General features: G+C 45.6%; 1 protein-coding gene. It reads left to right on the top strand.

All coding sequences use genetic code 11. The features are described from left to right. On the top strand, positions 1 to 469 hold a 469-nt coding region (locus tag KP705_RS17475), incomplete at both ends, for a protein rep (RefSeq protein ID WP_215765197.1).

Below are 469 nucleotides of genomic sequence, written 5' to 3'. Positions count from 1 at the left end.
GTCGTGCATTGTTAAGGATGCGGGAACTCTTGAGTCTGTTGATGAGGTCACAAAATATGTGACTAAGCCGAACGATATTGAGACGATGGAGGATGGCCATCTTGAGTGGTTCTATAATGAGACACTCAATACGCGACTGATACAGAGGTACGGATCGTTTAAGGAGTTCAAGGGGTCTCTTAATGATGAGAGGCTTCGCATCGTTCGAGATCAGTCTGATGGATCTCTGAAGATGATGAAGAAGCGTGTCATCAATGATGCTGAGCTTTTCACGAAGCGTGATGAAGGCGAAGCCACGATAGGTGTCCCTAAATCATTGGATATGTTCGGGCCCGATATTGCTATGGCTCTCTGTGTTGAGCCTTCTCTTGATGGTCGTGTCATCGTTGGTGATGAAATAAAATTCGAGCAGATGGAGAATAAGATTGTTGGGCTGATGCTCCCGCATCATGCTTTCTATAACGTCTCT

Source organism: Gluconobacter sp. P1D12_c (assembly GCF_018812105.1).
In the GTDB taxonomy this organism is placed as follows: domain Bacteria; phylum Pseudomonadota; class Alphaproteobacteria; order Acetobacterales; family Acetobacteraceae; genus Gluconobacter; species Gluconobacter oxydans_A.
The sequence above is the reverse complement of the archived record's forward strand: the minus strand, read 5'-3'. Positions and strand labels throughout refer to the sequence as shown.